Genomic DNA, 21718 nt, shown 5'->3' with positions numbered 1-21718 from the left:
CTATAACAAAACAAGATTGAAAAAACCTTAATCTAAAATAAAAATATATTTTGTCGGTTTGAATTATCCGTATTTCCGCGAAATTTCACTATTTATAGGTTGACTGCGTGATGATATGATAGTAAAAGACGAATATCCAACATTATCCTACAAGTTTCATGTTGGTTTTTGATGAAGCTTTACATTTTGCGCCTCCCACAGGCGGTTTGTTTACCAGCAAATACATATAAAGAACGACATCTAGGAGGAATAAGCTTGCGCAAAAATATGTGGGTATACACACGTTTAGTTTTATTAATGCTTTTGCCGTTGGCAGGCTATTTTGCGCTGCGAGGTTCGGAGCTTGATAAGAGCATTAACGCACCTCAAGAGCATTTTTATATCGTCAGTCTCGTAGCCATGATCTCACTGATCCTTGCTATTGCTGTAGGTTTCGTCGCGATTACCCTTCGCAATATTAAGATTAGTTTTCTATCGTTATCTTATGTATCATTATCTGCATTGTTTGTTCTGCATGGCTTATCTACCCCTGGTTTTTTAACGCATCACTCAAGTACTGCAGGCAGCACTGCTCAGCTTAGCGTTATACTGGCCGTTGTATGGTTGTGGTTGTCCTCTATATCTGTAGATCGTCCTCTCATCAAATGGTTTGCGCAGTTGCAGCGAATGCTTTTGCCCTTATGGATATCCTTGCTTCTTGCCCTTTGCACCATCCTTTGGTTTCACCCGAATCTTATTCTATTTCTACATTTTAAGGAATTGCCGATGAAATGGGCCGCAAGCCTATTTACGATCGCTTTGAATGGCTGGACAATATATCGGTATTTGCAAGCGTACATATCCTCTCGTTTTCCATTGCAGCTCGCCATCGTGTACAGCTCAGGCTGGATGATTATTGCACAGCTGATTATCGTGAGTGGCGAGGCTTGGAATATAAGCTGGTGGCTTTACCATTTCTTATTGCTTGCTTCAGTTGTCGTCATGGTTTGGGGTATTGTAAATCAATATGTCAGCTCCAAATCCATTACAGCCTCTATTAAGTTGATGTTCCGCGCCAATCCGCGGGATTGGATTAACACCTATATGTCTTCAAGCGTTCGAGAGTTGGTGATGACAACGGAAGCACGTGATTCTTACACAGCAGGCCATAATTATCGGGTAGCCCTCTATGCTTTGAAGCTGGGAGAGGAGCTCTCACTCAGCTCAGCTGAATTAAGAGCGATTGCACAAGGCGGATTAGTTCATGATGTCGGCAAATTGCGAATACCGGATACGATTTTGAACAAGCCAGGCAAGCTTACACCTGAGGAACGTGAAATTATTGAGGTGCATCCTATATCGGGCTACGATTTGTGCAAAAGATTAGGTTTTATGCCGGAGGAGCTTTCTGTTATAAGGTCTCATCATGAGAAGTGGGACGGCAGCGGATACCCTGATCAGCTTGCAGGTGAACAGATACCGCTGCTTGCACGGGTCACTGCCGTAGCGGATGTTTATGATGCCTTGACCTCGTCACGTTCTTACCGAAAGGCGATGTCGCATGAGGCAGCTATGGAAATTATTCTAAAGGAGAGCGGGCGACATTTCGACCCTGTGTGCGTTCAGGCATGGGAGCGTCTTGTTCGGGAGCAAACGAGCTTTTTCGAGGAAACCGTCCGCAACAGTCCGCATTTGAAGCTGGAGAAAAGGATGATCAAATAGTTGCATTTCCATTTGGCAAGCTGCAGTTGTACAATATACGGGAAGCAGCTTGTTGTTGATTATTTAGCACAATAAGCGATTCCAATAACGGTTTGGGGGAATATTGAACATGACTTATTTAGCGGCTAATAATCGGTATGAGAGCATGAAGTATAACCGTGTCGGACGAAGCGGCTTAAAGCTGCCGGCAATTTCCTTAGGATTGTGGCATAATTTCGGCGGCATTGACCGTCATGAGAATGGGCGTGCCATGGTACGCCGTGCATTTGATTTAGGCATTACGCACTTCGATCTTGCGAATAACTATGGACCGCCTGCGGGCTCAGCGGAAGAAATGTTTGGCCAAATACTTAAACAAGATTTTGCAGCATATCGTGATGAGCTTATTATATCAACCAAAGCTGGCTACTATATGTGGGAAGGCCCTTATGGCGAATGGGGCTCACGCAAATATTTGATTTCCAGCTTGGATCAGAGCTTGAAGCGGATGAACCTTGACTATGTCGATATTTTTTATCACCATCGTCCAGATCCGGATACACCGCTTGAAGAAACGATGGGGGCTCTTGATCATATTGTGCGCCAAGGAAAAGCGCTGTATGTCGGCGTTTCGAATTACAATCCAGAGCAAACAGCTAAAGCGGCCGCTATTCTGAAAGATCTAGGTACGCCTTTCCTTATTCATCAGCCATCCTATTCGATGTTCAATCGCTGGATCGAGAACGGCTTGCAGGATGTTTTGGATGAAGAAGGCATTGGTTCGATCGTATTCTCTCCGCTTGCTGGAGGCTTGCTGACGAATCGTTATTTGAACGGTGTTCCTGCCGATTCACGCGCTGGAGGACCAAGTGTGTTTCTGAAGGCGGATCATATTACAGACAGCACATTGAATAAAATTAAGCAGTTGAATGAGATTGCACAGCATCGTGGACAATCGCTTGCCCAAATGTCTCTTGCTTGGGTACTCCGAGGCGGAAGAGTAACTTCGGCTTTGATCGGAGCAAGTCGTGTTGAACAAATTGATGATAATGTCGCAGCATTAAGCCGTCTTGATTTCAGCGATGAGGAGCTTAGCCGGATTGAATCGGTGCTTGCAGCCGAATAACTTAGTATAAATTATGATGAGACGCTAGAGCAGCTAACCGCAGTGTTGCGGCATGCAGGCTCTAGCGTTTTTTTATTATCCAAATAATAGTTGAAAGAGATATAATAGTGTCAAAGTCAGGCAGATTTGGCTCATGCGTAGCGGAAGGTGGAAGTGGTTTGAAAAAAATGTCGTTGCGTACAAAAGGTTTGATCCTGATTGTTCTCATTTCTTTTTTTCCGTTGTTAATTGCCGGAATAGGCAACTATTCTGCGGTCAAGGATGCAATGCTTAAATCCGAAATCGAGAAAACAAGCAGTATGCAAAACAAACGTGCAAACGAATTGGCGTCATGGATGGCTATCCGCAAGGCGGAGGTTATTGTGATGAGCCGAACAGAGGTTGTCCGTTTTGGCACAGATGAGGAGCGTCTTCATTATTTTGGACGTGAGCTCGTTCGTGGTGGCTTTATCTATCACTCGATTGGGTATATTGATGAATCGGGTATAAGCCTGCGTACCGATGGTATTAGAAGAGATATGAGCATGGAGTCATTTTTTCAGGAGTCGATTACAGGCAAAGTGGTCATTACGGACCCATTTAAGCCTTCTTTTTCTGATGCTACGCAATCATTTATTGTTGTACCTGTATATGGGGCTACGAATGAACTCAAAGGAGTTGTGTATGCCTCTATTGTCATGGCGACACTTCGGCCATTCATTGAATTTACAGGCGATCAAACGATTATACGCTTGTTCAATGATGAAGGCGGCATCATCTATAGCTCTGATAACCAAGAGATCATTAGCAAGGGCTTATTTCATGAGAAGTCTTCCTTGTCTCCGATTGCGGAGAAGATGCTTGGCTCCTATGAGGGTGTTTCGGAAATTAATATAGCGGGAAGATCGTACGCGGTTTTTCATACAAAGGTGAGTGAAACGCCATGGCGTTTTGCATTGCAAGAGCCAATGTCCAAGCTGGAAGAAGAGGTAAAGCCGATCTTTTGGCGTATTTTCACGACGATTGCCGTCTCAGAAGTGATTATTGTTATCTTCTTCTTTCTCTACTTCGAACGTATTGTGAAGCGGTTAGAACGTATTTTGGGCGTTACGGAGCAGGCTGCTGCGGGGAGCTTCGAGGCTGAGCATCTTGAAGTTGAGCCATATGACGAGATTGGTCAGCTTGGTCATTCTGTGAACGGCATGATGGAGCATTTGCAAGAAATGTTCGATCGCCTTGAGGCAATCATTAATCAGAATCAATATGCATTTATCGTACTCGACGATCAGTATAAGGTCACTTATCTGAATAAAACAGCTGAAGAGATGCTGGGCTATAAGACTTCGGAGCTGGCTGGAAGCGCTACACCGCTGTTGTTCATGGATCTAGATGAGGTTCGCTTGGAAGCTGAGAAGCTTAGCGAACAGCTTGGCAGAACGGTTCAGCCTGGTCTTGAAGTATTCAAGGAGCTCCGCAGCACGAGCTTCTCCTATGAGAGGGAATGGACCTTTATTCATAAAAACGGAACAAGAATTCCAACGCTGCACAGCTCGAATGGTTTGCGTGACCGCAATGGGCGGTTCTCTGGCGTTGTAGGCATGGTGCTCGATATATCCGACCGCAAGCATGTAGAGAAGGCACGCAACCGGTTGCTCGACATCGTTGAATCAGCCAAGGATTTAATAGCTTCAGTCAGCTCAAGAGGCAAGCTCGTCTATATGAATGGGGCAGGCAGAGAAATGCTGGGCTTGCAAAGCAATGCGGATCAGGTGCATATGGTAGAGGAATATTCTCATCCAGAAATGTATTCCGAGCTTGTGAGAGGAGCTGCGCTCGCCAAAGAGTTTGGTTACTGGGAAAGCGACGCGCAGTTGATGAAGCGAAATGGCGAGCCGCTGTACGTTTCCATGGTCATTGTGCCGCATAAGGATGAAGATACGGGTGAGCTGTTTTTCTCTTGTATAGCAAGAGATATTTCGGAGCAGAAGATGGTGCAGGAGAAGCTTGTTCGTGCCACGCTCGAAGCGGAAGAAGCGAATCAAGCGAAGAGCCGATTCCTGGCACTCATGAGCCATGAGATACGCACGCCGCTTAATGGCATTATCGGCTTGACGCAATTAATGCGCAAGACAGGGCTGTCTTCGTCACAGAAGGATTATATGGATAAGATGAATACATCCTCGGAGACACTGCTGCGGATTATTAATGATATTTTGGATTTCTCCAAAATTGAAGCAGGCAAGGTCGACATCGAACGTCAGCCGTTCCAGCCTGAGGAGCTGATGCACCGAATCACCGATCAATTAAGCGTATTTATGGGCGGTAAAGAGCAGTTTGAATTCATTATTGATACGCCAGAGGAACTGCCGCAAACGATTATTGGCGATGCGCTGCGTCTTGAGCAGGTGCTGCTCAATTTATGCATGAATGCGATCAAGTTTACGAATAGAGGAAAAGTAAGGCTGAAGCTGGAGATAGTGGAGCAGACGGATAAAGGGGTTAACGTGAAGTTTATCATCTCGGATACGGGGATTGGGATGAGCGAGGCGCAGGTCCAGAAGCTCTTTAAACCGTTTACGCAAGCGGATGGATCAACAACACGGAAATTTGGTGGAACAGGACTTGGACTTGTCATATCCAAATCATTTGTTGAATTAATGGGAGGCAAGCTAAAGGTTACCAGTAAAGCGCTTGTTGGAAGCGAGTTTTACTTTACGCTGCCATTTACTATTATTCATAAGTATACCGAACCGCGTTTGCAGGTACATCAGGATTTATTGGAGCAGCCCGTTTGGATCGTAGAGGATGATGACGAAATGCGGGAGCACTGGAGCGATATTATCGAATCGTTTGGCTTGACACCTATTCCATTTCACTCTTGGAAAATGGCTAGAGATCGCCTGCGCCGCATTGGAGCTGGCGCACTGCCGAAGCTTATCGTACTGGATATGGAGATGCCGGATATGTACGGTGCAGAAACCTGGCTTGAATTCCATCGTGATGCGGAACTAGCCGGTGTCAAAACCATTGCTATGACGACCTCTTATGGACGCGACGAAATGATGCAGCTTCCTGCTGAGCAAAGACCGGTCACATTGTTAATTAAGCCTATCATGAGGACGGCTATGCTTCGTGCAATTGAAAGTGTTCTCGATCATAAAGGCACGGATGGGAAGGAACAAGAAATCGAGTCAGTAGCAACGATTCAACAAAATGTGACAAATACGCGGATTTTGTTAGCAGAGGACAATAAAATTAATCAGCTGGTTGCAATCGAAATTTTGAAGGAGCGGGGCTACGAGGTCGGCTTAGCTGAGAATGGCGAAGAAGTGCTGATTAAGCTGGGTGAAGAGCGCTGGGATCTTATATTAATGGATATTCATATGCCGATAATGGATGGATCGGAAGCGGTTCGCATCATTCGCACACAAGCTAAATATGATCATATTCCGATTATTGCCGTAACGGCAAACGTGCTTCGCAATGATCACGAGCGTTATTTGAAGCTGGGGATGAATGATGTGGTAACGAAGCCTATTTCCTCCGAGCGAATTCATAATGTCATTTCCTATTGGCTGAAGGAAATCAACGGTTCGACTATTCAGCCGGTCGTCAAATCGGGCCTAAATGATCGTTCACGTGCATTAGAACCAGCAAATATAGATAGTTTGCCGTCTATTGACGGCATGGACGTTGAAAGCGCACTGGCAAGAGTGAATGGAAAACTGCCGATTTTGCTGCATATGATGGAGCAATTTATGCTTGATTACGATTCATTTGCAGACCAGCTGCGAATGATGGTTAAGCAATCGGAGCTAACAATTGTCAAACGAATGGCTCACACACTTAAGGGGGCTGCCGGTTATTTATCCGCCTACGAATTGTTAGAGGCGGCTTGTGAGGTTGAGCGAATCGTGAAGCTGCCGGAGCTTGAATCGGACAATTTGCAAAAAGCTATTAATCAGTTAGAGGTGACGTTAAAGCGGCTTTTGGATGGGCTTCGGAAAGCGAAAGATGTATTCGACAATAAAACCTAACAAATTTCTAACAACTTGTTGTTCCTTTAATAACGTTAAGGTATAGTAGAGATACAAAAAATATTCGACAGAAATCTTCAATCCTCAAAAAGGGTGACGACAATGTATAAGGTTTTAGTTATTGAAGATGACGTCATGATGAGTGATATGCTGTCTATGTATTTATCCGAGGAAGGCTATTCTGTCATGCAAGCTTATAGAGCGGACGATGGTTTAAGACTCGCATCAGAGTTTAATCCGGACTTGGTGCTGCTTGATTTAATCTTGCCCGATCTGGACGGAATGGAAGTGTGTGCGCTAATTAGAAAGCGCTCTAACGTACCGATTATGATTCTATCCATGAAGAGCGAAGTGTCAGAAAGAGTTCAGGCTTTAAAGGCTGGAGCGGATGATTACATGTGCAAACCATTCAGCATGCACGAAATGACAGCTAGGGTAGAGGCGTTAATTCGTCGATCGAATACGATGCAGACAGAGACAGCGCAGCAGGTTTCAGCAGCAGTGGAAGCGACCGAAGAGGGGGAGCTCATTCAGCTTGATTTTGAGAGACGCCTATTGCTGGTTCGCGGGAAGTTAGTTGAAACAACCTTCTCGGAATATGAGCTGATGAAATTATTTCTTGCACATCCGGGCAAGGTGTTTAGCAGGGAAGAACTTATAAATACGATTCGCGGCTTTGATTCCTTCGTAACAGACCGTGCGATAGACGTACATATCGTCAACCTTCGCAAGAAGATTGAACAGAACCCGAAGGAACCGCGGCTCATTCGAACGGTATGGGGATTCGGCTATAAGTATACCGCTCAGCATACGAGCAAGAATCAAAGCTGAATAAGCTATTATGTAAGAAGAATCACTCTATAACATGGAGTGATTCTTTTTTTTTTGCCCAGCAGTACTTTGAATATTCGCTGCCATTCTCCTAATTGTAAGGTTGTTAGAACGGGTATTAAATTATCTAACAATGTTCTAAATATTGCTCATTAATTTTTCTAATAGTTGTATGACAAAATGAGTGTATATTACGGAAATGGAAAAGGATGGTGGTCGAACAACATGGATGCGTTGACCGGTTTGCCTTGTCGCAAGGAGGCTTTTGCACAGCTGGAATTGGCCGTAAATGTCGTACGTGCAGCAGGCAAGCGGATGGTGGTGGCGTTGGTGGATTTGGATAAATTTTATCGTTTAAATGAAACCAAAGGAACAGAGTTTGGCAACCATGTACTCCTCATGATGGGGCAGCGTTTGGCTGAAGCTAGAAAGGCTGCTACAACGGTGAGTAGAGTTGGTGGAAACAGATTTATGGTAGCTATGCCTGTAGAACATGATGAATGTCAAAGCATGCAAGCTGTGGAGGCTATCAAAAATGCGATTGAGCGTCCCATCGATATTAACGGAGCTGAGCTGTATTTGACCTCGAGTATTGGGGCTACGTTATACCCGAAGGATGGACGAACAAGCGAACAGCTCATATGCCGAGCGGAGTCTGCCCTATACCAATCAAAAGAGCAGGGTGGCAATCGAGCAAGATTTTATAATTTGGAAGATACGAATAAGCTTAACCGACGCATCGCCATCGAAGCGGCGTTAAGACCGGCATTATATTTACAGCAATTTCACCTCAGCTATCAGCCTATCTATCGCATGGAGGACGGCAAGCTTAGAGGATTTGAAGCGCTGCTGCGCTGGCAGCATCCTGAGCTTGGCGATATTTCACCTACAGAATTTATACCTATAGCTGAGCATAGCGGTCTTATTGTACCTATTGGAGAATGGGTGCTTAGAGAATCGTGCAAAACGCTCGCGAACATGAGCAAATATGGTTTGAATAGTCTTAACATGTCAATTAATATATCTTCTCTTCAACTGCAAGATCCAACCTTTTCACAAACGGTGCTGCATGTGTTAAAGGAATATGAGCTTGCGCCCTCCTCATTTGAGCTTGAAATAACGGAAAGCTGTATGCTTCATACTTCAACTACAGCCATGACTACACTTAGCTGGCTTCGAGCAGCTGGCGTTCGAATCATACTAGACGATTTTGGAACAGGCTTCTCTTCCCTCACCAACTTGAATCAATTGCCGATTCATTGCCTTAAGATCGATAAGTCATTCATTAGAAACATTGATCTACAAAGCGCGGATCGCATTATCGTTGAAGGCATCATTAATCTCGTTCATAAGCTTGGTCTTGAAGTAATTGCCAAGGGAGTAGAGTACAAGGAACAATACGAATTATTAGGCGAATGGGGTTGCAATTATGTACAGGGATTCCTTCTGGGCAAACCACAGGAACCTGACGTGCTTGATATATCCATGATACGACGTTCGGAATACACAGCAAAGAAGATGACTAAAGGAGAACTGTAAAGTGAGTCTATTGAGCAAGCTAAAAAATCTTCGATCGATCAAACCTACGATTCGTATAAAGCTAATGGCGTTATGCTTGTCGCTTCTTTTAATTCCTAGCATTCTAGTTAGTACTTTAAGTTACAATACTGCTGTTAGCGAACTGGACAAGGGCGGCGAGAAGCTGCTTCAAAATAGCGTTAAAAGCACCATCGGTTTAATTGCATTGCTTGACACACAGGTGAAAGCAGGAGCGATTGACCGTGCCAAAGCAGAGGAGTTCGTCAAAGTCTCTATGCTTGGGCCAAAAAATGAGGCAGGCAAACGGCCTATCAATAAAAGCATTGATCTCGGCGAAAACGGTTATGTTTTTGCATTAGACAAAGATTCACTCACGATTGCCCATCCCACGATGGAGGGCAGCAGTCTTGCTGGACTTAAGTACGGCGATGGAGAACCGGTGCTCGATTCTGAATGGGGCCTCCCTGTTGCGGATGCTTTCATGAAGAAAGCGGAGTCGGGTGGCGGTTTTGTTTATTATACTTGGGCGCTTCCGGGTACAGAGAATGAACTGGCGTCGAAAATTACTTACTTAGAGAAGGACCCTCACTGGGGCTGGATTATTGCCTCGGGTACATATATGCAGGATTTTAATAAGGGTGCTGAACAGATTGTGACGGTTACAATCGTTACCTTATTAATTACGATAGCGGTCGGTATGGCAGCGACAATACTGTTTACGATCCGCATGACACGGCCAATCAAGCAGGTTTCTGCGCTTTCGATGGAGGTTGCAAAAGGTAATCTTCAAATAGAACCAATTATTTGCCATTACCGAGATGAGACAGGTGTACTTGCTGTAAGCTTTAATGAAATGGTAAAGCAGCTTAAAACGCTTGTGCACGAGGTGGGGAGCAGCGTCGATCAGGTAGCCGCTTCCTCGGAGGAACTTATGGCTAGTGGTGAGCAAACCAGTCATGCAAGCGAACATATCGCATATACAATTCAGAAGGTAGCAGATGGGGCTGAGAAGCAATCGGCTAGTGCTGAGCAGAGCTTTCAGGTTATACATGAAATGTCGGCAAGCGTTCAGCAAATTGCGGTCAGCACGGAGCAAGCGTCACATGCAGCCAAAAAAACTTCCCGCCAGGCAACAGAAGGAAACGAGACGCTGCAGCAGGCAGTTGTTCAAATGGAATCTATCCAGCTATCTTTTAATAGTTTGGCTGCAGCCGTACAAGGACTTGGGAATCGATCCACGGAAATCGTTAGAATGGTGCAGGTTATATCAGACATTTCTGCTCAGACGAATCTGCTAGCACTGAACGCTTCAATAGAAGCGGCGAGGGCGGGCGAGCATGGCAAAGGCTTCGCGGTTGTAGCTGGCGAGGTTCGCAAGCTGGCAGAGCAAACGAAGGAATCAAGCGATCATATTACGAAGATTGTTATGGCTGTTGGCACGGAGACGGAACGTGTGGTGCTGGCGATGAATGATGCGGGCACTGTCGTATCCGGCGGCATCCAAGCAGTTGAAGGAGCAGGCCGCATGTTTGGCTCTATACGGGACGAGGTTATGCAGGTCGCTGAGCAAATTGATGAGGTTTCGCAAGCAGCAAATGGCATTGCAGCAGGTACGGAGCAGGTGATGCTGACGATTAAAGAGGTCGTTGATATCGCGGTTGAAGGGGCTTCTGGTACGCAATCTGTAGCTGCAGCGGCGCAGCAGCAGACGGCCTCAATGGAAGAAATTGCAGCGGCATCAGCTATGCTTGCCAATATGGCAGAGCATTTGCAGAAGGAAATTATGAAATTTAAGGTTTAGCTTAAAGGAGAATGAGTAATGCCCTAGCAGCGATATGCTGTTGGGGCTTTTTTTAGGTGAATGGGATTGATAAAAACACAAAAAGACCTGACGGGCACTTTGCCTGCAGGTCTTTCTTTACGAGTTATCTAACATACTTCAAGGTAGAGCTTTGTGCCGTCGTTATACTGGAAAATAGCGACATCACGCACCATTTCAACAGATTTGATTCTTCTCCACTTTTTGCGGAAGTCAAAATCGAGTTCTAATTCGTACAATTTATGATGAAGCAGATCTATGGATGCCGATTGTTCATTAGGGTAATAGACTGGGACAGAACGACTTTTAAAGGTAACGATTTTCATCATTTCCTATAACACCTCCGATCAATTTCCTCCATTCTAACGTAAATATTTTAGCCCCTTATGAATATGTGGTCAGAATTTTGTTTACTTTATTTACACTTTTCTAACATGTTCGACAATTACTGCACATGCTTAAGAGGTGTAGCAGCTGCAATCTCATGTATGAAAGCCATAGAAAAACTGGCGGAATGATCAACTGAATGATAGCTTGCGAAATATTTCCTTAAAGCTTTCGCTGCTGGTTGCATAATAAACGATTGCGATAAGCGTCAAGTGAAGCGGATAAAAGCTGCGCCAAACGAAGCGCGGTACTTTGATGGTTTCGAGGCTGCGCATGAAATCAGGAACGTAGACCATAAGAATAGTAGCAAATATGCTAAAGGGCTGTATGAACCATTCCTTTATAAAGATGCTTACCACTTCCAAGGAGAAGTGAAACACAACAAAAGATTGATTTTGAGCATAGCGATAAATGAGTACGATCAGTGCAGCATATGCGCCATAGCTGAAGGGCATAAACTCGAGAAGTCCAGCGAGTGAAAGGCAAAGCAGAACTTGCAGAAGCGGCTTGCCGTTCCATTTATCTAGAAGGCGCAGAAGCAGCAGGCAGACGAATAAAGTGCCTACCGTATTGACTTCAAGCCGGTAAAAAGCAAATTGATAAGGCAGCTGCGATAAAAGCGCGATCCATGCTACCCGTTTCAGATAACGATCCAAATTGCTCGTTCGGTAATAACCGAGGACAATCGCGAGCGCATAGAAGGGGAGTGCTAGCCGTCCAATGATTCTCCAAATGACGTTCTCAGGGAACCACAACAGACCAATATGATCAATAAGCATAGTAAGCATAGCCAAAACTTGAATCGCAATCACCTTCGTTCCCTCGCCTTTTGTTTAGTATAGCATAGGAAAACGAGGGAATAGGAGCAGGAAGACCTCCAAGCCGCTTTGCGCGCATAAGGAGGTCTTCCTTGAAGCATGACTTGATTATAGTCCAGCGTTTTTTTGCAGCCGACGGGCAATTTCAATAAAATCCTCTTGCGAGATGCCTGGCGCAAACTCTTCTGGAAGCTCGCTCAAATCAGGCATAGGTGCGCCTTGCGGTGCGCCCTGAATGACCTCAAGCTCAGCGCCGGTAAGCGGATTTTGTCCATTCCAAATGAGGACAATATCCTTGTAGTCGTTCTGGCTGAATGTGTACAGCTTGTTGCCAAGTCCCATTGCTTCGTATTTTCGAGCCGTTTCGAAGCTGTTGTTGCTAAGGTCGGGAATAGGGATAAGCTTCTTCACATCAACACCCGTTGCGATTTCGAGCGCTTTGGCATAGGCAAGGACATGGACGCCGCCGCGAACGAGCAAATAGCCAATCATTGCCCTTGCTGTAGGATGATCCGTCATCTCAAATACTCGCATTTTATGCGTTCGTGCTCCGCACTCCAAGAAGAAATTATGCAGCAGATCAAGCACGAGATTGCCGCTGCTAAATACATTATCACCAGTCCATGCGCGTCCCATCGAATCACCTGGCAGCGAGGTTTGACCGGTTTGTATAAAAAAATAGCTGTTGCGCTTATTTATGCCTTCCTTTAGTGGAGCAGAATTTGGATCACCGGGACTTGTTGTCCCTGTTAACACCATATTAATAGCTGTCGAAACAAGCTCCACATGGCCAAATTCCTCTGCTGTTATGCTGGATACTAGGTCGTAGAACGGTTTAAGCTTCTTTTTCTCACGGAAATTAAAGGATTGGTACATGTAGTTGTTTAAGGTGGACATTTCACCAAATTTTCCTCCAAGCAGCTCCTGCACTGCTGCCGCGGCGTTCGCATCCGCGTAAGGTGATGGCGGGAGTTCTATTTGAAGCCGATTTATCCGTTCAATCATGAGTCTACTCCCCTCATTTCATCGACGTTTCATTCTATGCATATGTATGACAGCTTTCGCAGTCATAGACCGTCGATGTCAAAAGGGACATGCTTTTGTCGAATGTATCTAAGCCTAACTTGATAATTAGAGCAGTGTGATGACAAGAAGCTCATACAGAACGAGTGGCAGCACCGCATTGTACGGGTTCATGAAAGCGCGCGGGTCTCGCATCGTACATTGCAAATAAAGAATGCAGTGATCGATATGCATAAGCTTGCCTTCAAATACATGTCCATCGATGGTCTGGACGCAAACGTATTTATGCATATGACCGCCGCACATGTTCATAATCCTATCGCGTACCTCCATCACCATTGCCGTGTGCTGCGCTTCGGCTTCATAGATCACTGGAGCGGGTTTCTCCATGCCTGCCATGTTGCTCATATTGGGCATTCCGCCCATACTGCCTGCGTTTTGCATGTTGCTCATATTGGGCATTCCGCCCATACTGCCTGCGTTTTGCATGTTGCTCATATTAGGCATGCCACCCATACTGCCGACGTTTGGCATATTGCCCATATTGCTCATATTGGACATGCTGCCCACATTCCCTGTATTCGGCATACTGCTCATGGTGTTCATGTTTGGCATGCTGCCCGCGTTCCCAGCGTTCGGCATATTGCTCATGCTCCCCATGTTGCCGGGGTTTGGCACATTGCCCATATTGCCGATATTGCCCATGCTCATCATATTTTCTGCCAAGCCAAAGACCTCCATTCGTATGGTATGTCATATAGGTATGCAGGAAGCGAGCGGGTCATACAACAACGGAAGGTTAAATTCAACATATGGAGGGCGATACTCGTCCATGCAACTCTCTTAAATTTACATAGAATAGAGTATGTTCGAGAGGGAGGTGGAGTAATATGTCTGCTAAATCAATACTGAAAGTTAGCAATGTAAAAGCGGCTCGTAAAACAAGCAAAACAAATAGCCGAGCTCGGATCTCTTCTGAGTGCATAAGCCCAGTGGAGCAAAAAAGCTGCGGCCGCAGAGAAGACCCGGCAGTTGAAGCGATGCAAGAAGCAGGAGCTGAGTTAAGTGATATTTTTAAACAGTTGAAGGATGAGCGCACTGCTGCAAAACTTGTGAGAGCGATACGATGTCGTGATGCAAGAGCCGTTCAAAACTTAATCGATTGCCATTGCCGTGTAGTTAACTTCTTCTGCACACGCGACAAGGACTGTGTAAGAATTTTCTGTGCGTTCGGAAGAAATCATGATGTAACCGTCTCATTTGATATTTGCGTCAAAAGAGAAGTAGATGAATGCCGTCGTCAATTTTGGTAATTTCAATTTAATAGGAAGGGCTGTCAATATTCTATGTTGGCAGTCCTTTTTGTTATTTAAAAAGGAGGCATATCACAGGAGTTGTATGGGCTGCATACGTTATAGGAGTGAGAGACGAGAATCATGTATAAGTTTGGAGGGAAAGAGGATGCCGCGAATACCTAATTTTCCGCAAGCGTTGTTAGATGAGCACCGCGTATGGCATCATACGAATCATTTGGTTCCGGGAACGATACCGCCGCCGGGTTATGGCGATCGGTTTCTGAAATTTCATCGAGATTTTATTAATAGGGTATACAGCTGGCATGATTCGATGGGCTATGACCGCAGCTGGATTGCTGGCTGGAACCAAGTGCCTGAGGAGATCAGGCGTTCCTCCTGCTTTAATCCAGGCGCAGAGCAGCGAGTACAGAACAATCCGCGTTCATTCGCTACAGCCGATCAGCTGGGCAGCTTTATTGAGTACAATCTTCACGGGTGTTTTCATGAAATGGCGGCGAGGTTGTACAATCAGCCCGAGCTGAATGATTTTGACCTAGCGCCGCGCAATACCGAATTTTATAATATCCATGGCTTAATTGACCAGTGGTATAGCAATTGGGAGCGAACAATGGGCGTTCGCGATCCCGCTAGCAAAAGCAGGGCATCCCTTAAGTACAACCGCGCAGAGACTGAAGTACGCTCGTATAATAAGAAAACTCGCGAGGCACGAATTGCTTCGCCGAAACGGAGCGCTGGACAATCGTCAGCTGCTCGTTCTGATCGCCGAGCTCAACACCTGACGCAGAAACCGCAGATAAAGAGCCTTCAAACAATGCAATCAGCTCATCTAGATCAGCCTCATAAACGCCGGCCACTTCTTCAGGCTGCAGCAGAAGTTCTGTCAAAGGCAACTCGCACACAAGGCCAAAAACGTCACTGACTTCACGGTCGATAAAGGGTTTTCCATTTACTTCACCGCTCACATTTTCCCTAATTTGCCCGAGGGGCATGAGTTGTTCAAATGAGGCGGAAACCCCTAGTTCTTCCTCAAGCTCACGAATGGCCTCGCGAATCGTTTCGCCCGCACTCAAATGACCGGCCGCCGTGATATCGTAACAGCCCGGATTTGTATCCTTGCCTGCCTGACGCAGCTGAAACCGCACGAACCTGCGGTTTCCTTCGCGGCGCGTCAGCCAGCAATGGAAGCTGCGGTGCCAATAACCATTCGCATGCGTCTCTGCGCGTGTTGCTGTGCCCAGCGGCCGAAGCTGCTCGTCATAAATGTCAAAGAGCTCATCAGCCATGTGCAGCAGCCTCTAGCTGGGATGTGCAGTGCTTGCAGCGCGTAGCCTTCACAGGTATTTTGGACAAGCAGTAAGGGCAATCCTTCTCGGTCACTTCAACAGGTGGAGCTTCCTTCTTCTCATTGCGGCGAAGCACGTTGATTACTTTTACAAGCAGAAAGATACAGAATGCAACGATAATAAAGTCCAGCATTACGTTTATGAATTGGCCATAATTAATGGTAGGCAGCAAGGTTTCATCAATCTTATCTTTGCTACTAGCGGCGACTTTGGCGGCATGTTCTTTGGTATAGAGAGGGATTTTTAAATCCTTAAAATCGACTCCTCCCAAAACCACGCCGATCGGCGGCATAATCACATCGTTAACCAGAGAAGTTACGATTTTACCAAAAGCTCCTCCGATAATGACCCCGACCGCTAGATCGATGACATTGCCTCTCATTGCAAACTCTTTAAACTCTTTAATGATTTTCATTGCTTTTCCTCCTACACATTTTAAGAAGCGGTAATAATGTCTGACGTAAGCCTCGTGCTATTACGAAGCGAAATGATCAAATCTAGCAATGCCTATTAGACTATTATCGCCTGTTTCTACTAAGGTCATTCTAACATAATAGCCGAAGATGAGCAGAAGAGAAACTCACTCTCGATTTCTTACAAAAAATTGAAATATTGCCGGGACAAAGAGAGGTTTTTAAAGGATTTTGTCGAATTTTACTATTTGAAAGCAAATTAATGGTTATTTAAGGAGTTCTATGAGCGACCTAGTTATAGAGGGAAATTGGTTTTATTTAGTTTTATCGCTCTTCATCATGTGTTTTGCATCCTATACGATGCTGAAAATGATTGAAAAGCCTCTGCCAAAAGAACAGACACACGGCATCAATTGGATCATTGGCGGTGCTGCCGTATTTGGACTTGGCCTATGGACGATGCATGTTGTTTTATTGCTTGCATCCCATTATAGATTGGTCATGAATTGGAGCATGCTCCCTATAGTATTCGCATGTGTCATTATCATTTATGTCTCATTAGTTGTTATGCAAAAGAAAAATCTCTCATCGGTACGCATTTTATTCGGCGCTCTATTAATGGCTTTTGGAGCGACTATGCTTCATTACCTGTCGATGCTTTCCGAATCGGTCATCATCCTAAAAATGGACTGGCTGCTATATTGGATTTCGTTTGGAGTCAACTTTATTGGCGCATATTTGGCTTTTTATTGGCTGGAAACAAAGGGGTTAAGGTATAAGATAAAAAGCTGCTTATCACTCGGATTGTCTAATATAGTCGTTCATCAAGTTGGCATGCACGCGCTGCAGGTTGATTATAGCGATGTTTTATCTACAGATCTTCTAAACCAATATTTGCTGATTCTTGCATCTTTACTTGGTTTATCTACTTTATTTATCCTCAGCTTCAGTCTTACCACCTGGTTTGCATCCAACAAATATACTCAAATGAATGAGCGTTATAAACTTCTAGTGGAGAACTCCATAGATACGATAGCTTTAATAAGCGACGGCAAATGGGAATTTATGAACCGTGCTGGCTTGCGTTTATTCGAAGTAGATTCAGCGGATAAAATAATCGGTACAAATATTTATAACTTATTGGCCGAACCCTATCATAATGAATTGGAAGCATGGCTCACGGCAGGCCAAGCAGGAGATGATGCGCCCAATAAGCCAATCGAGCTGCAATGGATGTCCACTCAAGGGACGCTGCTTCATACAGAAATGGTAAGGGTGAGCTCTACCTTTTCGGGTAAACAAATTGAACAAGTCATTATTCGGGATATTTCTGAGAGGAAGAAGAATGAGGAGCTGCTCATTAATTCTGAGAAGCTTTATGTTGCAGGTCAATTAGCGGCGGGCATTGCACATGAAATCCGAAATCCGCTTACCTCGTTAAAAGGGTTTATGCAGCTGCTTTCGTCGGGCCGGGGCAATATCAACCATTTTTACGACATTATGAAAACAGAGCTCATCCGTATCGAGTCAATTGTCAGCGAGCTACTTATGCTCTCCAAGCCGCAGGTTTATGAATTTGTGTACAAAGATTGCCGTCAATTAATGGCGGACACGGTTAATTTACTGGAGACACAAGCTATTTTGCACAATGTGATCATTGAATTCCATTCTGACTATCGCCCATTGTGGGTATACGGCGTTGAGAATCAATTAAAGCAAGCGTTTATTAACGTGCTTAAAAATGCGATAGAAGCGATGCATAATGGTGGCATCGTCATGATTAATATGTCCCTTGATCCTGATCGCGGAGTATTGATACGCATTAAAGATGAAGGATCAGGCATGCCTGCGGAGCAGCTGTCGAAGATTGGTCAACCCTTTTATACAACAAAGGATAAAGGGACCGGACTTGGATTAATGGTCACTTTCAAAATTATTAATAATCATCAGGGACAAATTACGGCCGAAAGCAAGCTAGGAGTCGGGACGACCTTCATCATCCAATTGCCGTATATGGAGCAGCCGAATTTGCCGATGGATCAGAAGCAGAGCGAGCTAGGCCAATCAGATGATTCAGACCATTAGAGACGGGTTCACACCATTCATATTCAACGATTTTTCACGCGCCGAAGGATGAGTTTTTGAATTTGAAACTTAATTTTCAAGACATCGTAATACGGTTATGCAGTTCGGAATGAAGATAATATGAGTGGAGGTCGGTTTGATGTTTAATCGTTTTTTGGCAAGCATCGGTATTGGCTCAGCAAAGATTGATACACTATTAGAAAAAGCACGTTATGCACCAGGTGAAGAGGTTCGAGGTATCGTCAAAATGCAAGGCGGCAACGTAGAGCAGCGAATTGAAACGATACAGCTATCGGTCATGACAGAATATATACGTGAGAGCAATGACAGTAAAATAACGCAGCAGGGAGTGGTCGGACGTTATCACGTGAGCGCTCCCTTCACATTGCAGGCAAATGAAAGTCGCGAGGTGCCTTTCTCCTTTCAGCTGCCCCATCAAACACCGCTTACAATTGGCCGCGCGCCAGTATGGGTGAAGACGGAATTAGACGTTCGCGGAGGCGTCGATCCTGGTGATAATGACCGAATCGAAGTTGTTCCGACTCACGCCATGAACACGGTGCTGGATGCGCTGAATGTGCTCGGCTTCCGGTTGCGCAAGGCAGAATGCGAGTACTCTTCCCGTCTTGGCGGCAAAATGCCATTTATTCAAGAGCTGGAATTTGTACCGACCTCGCAGTTCCGAGGCCAGCTTGATGAGCTGGAAGTGATGTTCTATCCATCGGATCGCGAGCTTGAGCTGGTGCTCCAAATCGACCGGCGCGCACGCGGGTTATCATCCTTTTTTGCAGAGGCTATGGATATGGATGAGACATTTGTTCGGGCTCGCTTCACGAATGAGCAGCTGTCAGCAGGGCCGAACGCAATTGCGCAGCAATTGTCTGGAATCATAGCGCGCTATATTTAATTTTTATAAATAAAACAAGCTCGGGAGCGCTCCTGCAGGGGCGTTTCGGAGCTTTTTTGCTGCTTGCAGCGCCGTTATAAATGAATAACGGATGCAAGTAGTGATCGAATCGGTTTTTTCGGTATAATAACTGGAGGAGGGGATTAATTTGGCAGAACCGCTTAAGGCTATGTACGATGGATTATTTTTGGAGAAATTTGCGGGTTTGCTGAAGTCAGCATGGAGTCCTTTTGACGCCGTTCTTTTCGCAGAGCGTGTAAGGGATGGTGACTGGGAGCAATTAGAGTTAAAGGCTCGAACTCGAAAAATAACAGAAGCGCTGGGTGCTACATTACCGCAGGCATATGATGAAGCGCTGGCTGTTTTATATCAAATAGATGAAAAATGCACAGGGCTGCCTTTTATCATATTTCCGGACTTCGTCGAGGTGTTTGGACTGGAGCCGCAAAACTGGGAGCTGTCTTTGGACGCGCTGGAGCGCTTTACGAAATACTCGACCTCAGAATTTGCAATAAGAGCATTCATTCTTGCCGATCCAGAGCGTATGGCTAAACAAATGCTTGTATGGGCAGATCATCCGAATGAGCACGTAAGGCGGCTTGCGAGCGAAGGCATAAGACCACGCCTGCCGTGGGCGCAGGCGCTGCCGCTCTTTAAGCGAGACCCATCGCCGATTGTTCCGATTTTGGAGAAGCTGAAATGTGATGATTCCCTTTATGTGCGCAAGAGTGTAGCTAACAACTTGAATGATATCGCGAAAGATCATCCCGAGCTTGTCATATCGCTTGCGCAGGCTTGGATCGGCAATGATGCGAAGACCGATTGGATCATTCGTCATGGCTGCCGTACGCTGATTAAGCAATCAAGTCCGCAGATCATGGAATTGTTTGGGTATGCGAAGCACGCATCTGCAGAAGAAGAGGAACACCCGCTTGTTGCTTTTGCTGCAATCGAGGTAGACCCAGAGACGGTTGCTATTGGCGGTGAGGTATCTTTACGCTATCGCGTACAGCTGCGTGAGGGTGAGCCGGCCAAGCTGCGTATCGAATATGGAATTGCATTCGTGAAGTCTGGAGGGAAAACTTCATTGAAACGTTTCCTGCTATCGGATCGCGAGTATGCTGGAGGAGCGTCAGCTTCAAGTGTTCGCACTCATCGTTTTGCTGATCTAACGACGCGCAAGCATTATAGCGGGCTTCATCTTGTGACGCTTTGGGTAAATGGAAGAGAGGTGGCTTCAGCCGAACTTCTGGTGACGGAGGCAGAATCAACATGACGATTGGTGCAAGGGTTTTAAAAACGGGGATGGCAGTTGCATTAGCGATTTACTTGAGCAGCTTGTTCGGCTTCGCTTCCCCGCTTATTGCTGCCGTGGCAGCTATATTTACGATTCAACCTTCTATTTACCGCTCATGGCAGCGTGTAGCGGACCAAGTGCAAACGAATCTGCTGGGTGCTGTAATGGCGATTGTAGCCGTTCGGTTATTCGGTCATACGCCGATTGCGGCTGGTCTTGTATGTATCCTTGTCATTCTCATCAGTATTCGCTTGAAGATGGAGAGCACGATTAGTCTGACGCTGGTTACGGTCGTTGCCATTATGGAAGCGAATGGACAAGGCTGGGACGTGGCAATAGGAAGATTTTTAATGGTGCTAACGGGGATTGGAGCTTCATTTGCGGTTAACGTGCTCGTATTTCCTCCGCGGCCAAGGAAGCAATTTACCGAACAGGTTCATCATGCCTATTCACAGCTTTCTCTGCTGCTTCGCACAGCCATTTCGAATGAGATGAAGGAGCAGGTTTTCCGCCAAGAGAAGAACAAGCTTCACGATACGCTGCACAAGCTGGAGGAACGCCACACCGTATTCGAAGAGGAGCGCAAAGTGCTTGCGAAGACGAAGACGAGCCATGCCCGTCAGCTGCTTGTATCGAAACAAATGATTAAGTCTCTGCAAAAAGGGGCTGATCTGCTCGATGTGGTGGAGGAGCATTATTTTTCCTCCCACAGTGCCAGTGAGTGGGCGCTGCGCTTCGATCGGCAAATTGAGGATTTGTCAAAGTATCACGAGCACATCTTGTTGAAAGCTGAAGGGAAAATGAAGCCTAATGCGCTGATTGAGCCTGAGGAAGAACGAGAAGCGCGGTTTGTGAAGGAATTGACAGCGTACATTTTGGAAGATCCGGACGAGCATAAGCGTCTCGTATTTGTCGCTTCGGCATTGTTCGAATACGCCTACCATTTGCGGCGACTGGAGAAGCTGCTCGATCAAGTGACGCAGCGCGAGGAAAACGCGAAGCGCTGTGCTGAAGAGGCCGAGAACGGATCGAAGTCATCATGAACAGATTTAGCTGGTTAGTTTAGAAAATAAAACAAAAACAGCAGGTTAGAACGCCGCTTACGAGCGTTCTTGCCT

17 protein-coding genes are annotated in these 21718 nt (G+C 45.7%); 11 read left to right on the top strand and 6 right to left on the bottom strand.

The genetic code is table 11. The annotated features are described in order from the left end of the window. Positions 1–255: 255 nt before the first annotated feature. The 6 genes from BK120_RS15555 to BK120_RS15530 all read left to right on the top strand — a co-directional run bounded on the left by BK120_RS15555 (position 256) and on the right by BK120_RS15530 (position 10993). Positions 256–1701 (top strand): HD-GYP domain-containing protein, encoded by a 1446-nt coding sequence (locus tag BK120_RS15555; protein ID WP_256710908.1) that lies wholly within the window; start codon positions 256–258, stop codon positions 1699–1701. Between the two features lie 109 nt (positions 1702–1810). Next, the gene (gene mgrA, locus BK120_RS15550) at positions 1811–2806 is read left to right on the top strand and encodes an L-glyceraldehyde 3-phosphate reductase (RefSeq protein ID WP_076268415.1); all 996 of its coding nucleotides are present in this window, start codon (positions 1811–1813) and stop codon (positions 2804–2806) included. A 167-nt stretch (positions 2807–2973) separates the two neighbouring features. After that, positions 2974–6822: a response regulator gene (locus BK120_RS15545; protein WP_256710923.1), complete on the top strand. Its 3849-nt coding sequence runs from the start codon at positions 2974–2976 to the stop codon at positions 6820–6822. Between the two features lie 102 nt (positions 6823–6924). Further along, positions 6925–7653, top strand: coding sequence for a response regulator transcription factor (locus tag BK120_RS15540; protein ID WP_076268413.1), 729 nt, complete (start codon positions 6925–6927; stop codon positions 7651–7653). A 225-nt stretch (positions 7654–7878) separates the two neighbouring features. Beyond that, on the top strand, positions 7879–9192 hold the full coding sequence (locus tag BK120_RS15535; RefSeq protein ID WP_076268412.1) for a putative bifunctional diguanylate cyclase/phosphodiesterase: 1314 nt from the start codon (positions 7879–7881) through the stop codon (positions 9190–9192). Position 9193: 1 nt separating this feature from the next. Then, positions 9194–10993: a methyl-accepting chemotaxis protein gene (locus BK120_RS15530; RefSeq protein ID WP_083682021.1), complete on the top strand. Its 1800-nt coding sequence runs from the start codon at positions 9194–9196 to the stop codon at positions 10991–10993. A 128-nt stretch (positions 10994–11121) separates the two neighbouring features. On the opposite strand, the gene BK120_RS15525 is transcribed toward BK120_RS15530, so the two are convergent. The 4 genes from BK120_RS15525 to BK120_RS34595 form a co-directional block, all read right to left on the bottom strand. Then, positions 11122–11340, bottom strand: a complete 219-nt coding sequence (locus BK120_RS15525; protein ID WP_076268411.1) for a hypothetical protein — start codon at positions 11338–11340, stop codon at positions 11122–11124. A 189-nt stretch (positions 11341–11529) separates the two neighbouring features. Further along, positions 11530–12210: a TraX family protein gene (locus BK120_RS15520; protein ID WP_144376772.1), complete on the bottom strand. Its 681-nt coding sequence runs from the start codon at positions 12208–12210 to the stop codon at positions 11530–11532. 114 nt (positions 12211–12324) lie between these two features. After that, positions 12325–13221: a manganese catalase family protein gene (locus tag BK120_RS15515; RefSeq protein WP_076268410.1), complete on the bottom strand. Its 897-nt coding sequence runs from the start codon at positions 13219–13221 to the stop codon at positions 12325–12327. A 126-nt stretch (positions 13222–13347) separates the two neighbouring features. Further along, on the bottom strand, positions 13348–13965 hold the full coding sequence (locus BK120_RS34595) for a hypothetical protein (protein WP_083682019.1): 618 nt from the start codon (positions 13963–13965) through the stop codon (positions 13348–13350). 164 nt (positions 13966–14129) lie between these two features. Here BK120_RS34595 and BK120_RS15505 point away from each other — a divergent pair, with 164 nt between their 5' ends. Beyond that, positions 14130–14552 carry a hypothetical protein gene (locus BK120_RS15505; RefSeq protein WP_076268409.1) on the top strand — a complete coding sequence of 141 codons (423 nt, stop codon included), beginning with the start codon at positions 14130–14132 and terminating at the stop codon, positions 14550–14552. A gap of 650 nt (positions 14553–15202) precedes the next feature. Here the strand turns inward: BK120_RS15505 and BK120_RS15500 are convergent. Both BK120_RS15500 and mscL read right to left on the bottom strand, forming a co-directional pair. Beyond that, positions 15203–15838, bottom strand: a complete 636-nt coding sequence (locus BK120_RS15500; RefSeq protein WP_076268408.1) for an NUDIX hydrolase — start codon at positions 15836–15838, stop codon at positions 15203–15205. After that, positions 15831–16313, bottom strand: a complete 483-nt coding sequence (mscL, locus tag BK120_RS15495; RefSeq protein WP_076268407.1) for a large-conductance mechanosensitive channel protein MscL — start codon at positions 16311–16313, stop codon at positions 15831–15833. Before mscL ends, BK120_RS15500 begins: the two co-directional genes overlap by 8 nt. A gap of 280 nt (positions 16314–16593) precedes the next feature. Here mscL and BK120_RS15490 point away from each other — a divergent pair, with 280 nt between their 5' ends. The 4 genes from BK120_RS15490 to BK120_RS15475 all read left to right on the top strand — a co-directional run bounded on the left by BK120_RS15490 (position 16594) and on the right by BK120_RS15475 (position 21643). Next, positions 16594–18396 (top strand): ATP-binding protein, encoded by a 1803-nt coding sequence (locus tag BK120_RS15490; RefSeq protein WP_076268406.1) that lies wholly within the window; start codon positions 16594–16596, stop codon positions 18394–18396. 139 nt (positions 18397–18535) lie between these two features. Next, on the top strand, positions 18536–19303 hold the full coding sequence (locus BK120_RS15485; protein ID WP_076268405.1) for a sporulation protein: 768 nt from the start codon (positions 18536–18538) through the stop codon (positions 19301–19303). A gap of 148 nt (positions 19304–19451) precedes the next feature. Further along, positions 19452–20579: a DNA alkylation repair protein gene (locus BK120_RS15480; protein ID WP_076268404.1), complete on the top strand. Its 1128-nt coding sequence runs from the start codon at positions 19452–19454 to the stop codon at positions 20577–20579. Continuing rightward, positions 20576–21643 carry an FUSC family protein gene (locus tag BK120_RS15475; RefSeq protein WP_076268403.1) on the top strand — a complete coding sequence of 356 codons (1068 nt, stop codon included), beginning with the start codon at positions 20576–20578 and terminating at the stop codon, positions 21641–21643. The genes BK120_RS15480 and BK120_RS15475 overlap by 4 nt, the downstream gene beginning before the upstream one ends. Positions 21644–21718 lie beyond the last annotated feature (75 nt).

This window comes from Paenibacillus sp. FSL A5-0031 (genome assembly GCF_001956295.1).
Classification (GTDB): Bacteria; Bacillota; Bacilli; order Paenibacillales; family Paenibacillaceae; genus Pristimantibacillus.
The sequence above is the reverse complement of the archived record's forward strand: the minus strand, read 5'-3'. Positions and strand labels throughout refer to the sequence as shown.

Coding starts and splice junctions, on each gene's coding strand:
- mgrA (WP_076268415.1), top strand. CDS start 1,811: ATGACTTATTTAGCGGCTAATAATCGGTATGAGAGCATGAAGTATAAC.
- BK120_RS15545 (WP_256710923.1), top strand. CDS start 2,974: ATGTCGTTGCGTACAAAAGGTTTGATCCTGATTGTTCTCATTTCTTTT.
- BK120_RS15540 (WP_076268413.1), top strand. CDS start 6,925: ATGTATAAGGTTTTAGTTATTGAAGATGACGTCATGATGAGTGATATG.
- BK120_RS15535 (WP_076268412.1), top strand. CDS start 7,879: ATGGATGCGTTGACCGGTTTGCCTTGTCGCAAGGAGGCTTTTGCACAG.
- BK120_RS15525 (WP_076268411.1), bottom strand. CDS start 11,340: ATGATGAAAATCGTTACCTTTAAAAGTCGTTCTGTCCCAGTCTATTAC.
- BK120_RS15515 (WP_076268410.1), bottom strand. CDS start 13,221: ATGATTGAACGGATAAATCGGCTTCAAATAGAACTCCCGCCATCACCT.
- BK120_RS15505 (WP_076268409.1), top strand. CDS start 14,130: ATGTCTGCTAAATCAATACTGAAAGTTAGCAATGTAAAAGCGGCTCGT.
- BK120_RS15500 (WP_076268408.1), bottom strand. CDS start 15,838: ATGGCTGATGAGCTCTTTGACATTTATGACGAGCAGCTTCGGCCGCTG.
- mscL (WP_076268407.1), bottom strand. CDS start 16,313: ATGAAAATCATTAAAGAGTTTAAAGAGTTTGCAATGAGAGGCAATGTC.
- BK120_RS15490 (WP_076268406.1), top strand. CDS start 16,594: ATGAGCGACCTAGTTATAGAGGGAAATTGGTTTTATTTAGTTTTATCG.
- BK120_RS15485 (WP_076268405.1), top strand. CDS start 18,536: ATGTTTAATCGTTTTTTGGCAAGCATCGGTATTGGCTCAGCAAAGATT.
- BK120_RS15475 (WP_076268403.1), top strand. CDS start 20,576: ATGACGATTGGTGCAAGGGTTTTAAAAACGGGGATGGCAGTTGCATTA.